The following is a 562-nucleotide window of genomic DNA, read 5'->3' as shown; positions in this document are numbered from 1 at the left end:
AACCACAGTGCCGCACTGATATGCAAAACAGGCGTGCAAAGCAGCATTTTCTTATTTCCGATGACGGGGCGTATGCGGTTACAAATGGTTGTGCCGCCGAGCATACCTAACGCGGGGATCAGTGCCCACATGGCGTATTCGTCCGATGTCATCCCGATTTGGTCTTGCATGATAAAAGGCATCACGGAGACGGTCGTGATCATCAAGCTGAAGTTGAGCCAACTGATGCTCGCAAAGCTCATAAAATATCGAGACGAGAGCAAATCACGATACTGCACCAACATTTTGGCTGGAGAAGGGATCGCAGAGCGCCGTGTGATGGTCTCTTTGAATCGAAACGCGATGATGATCCAAGCGAGCGACACGTAACCCAACAATGAAATGAACACCATACTCCAGCCAAAGTGGAAGTTAATGAACCCACCAATCACAGGAGCAATCAACGGCGTGATGGACGCTGCCATAGCAATGTAAGACATCGCGACGGGAAGCTCATTCCCACTAAATTGGTCGCGAGTAGAAGCTCGAGCCAGCACCGCGCAGCAACCCGTCCCCAAGCCTT

1 protein-coding gene is annotated in these 562 nt (G+C 51.2%); it reads right to left on the bottom strand.

Annotation, left to right across the window (positions count from 1 at the left end; all coding sequences use genetic code 11):
* Window positions 1-562, bottom strand: a 562-nt coding sequence (locus R7Z47_RS26210; RefSeq protein WP_318130945.1) for an MFS transporter, incomplete at both ends; no start/stop codon positions are given.

Source organism: Vibrio sp. 1641 (assembly GCF_033339995.1).
GTDB classification, from domain to species: Bacteria; Pseudomonadota; Gammaproteobacteria; order Enterobacterales; family Vibrionaceae; genus Vibrio; species Vibrio alginolyticus.
The sequence above is the reverse complement of the archived record's forward strand: the minus strand, read 5'-3'. Positions and strand labels throughout refer to the sequence as shown.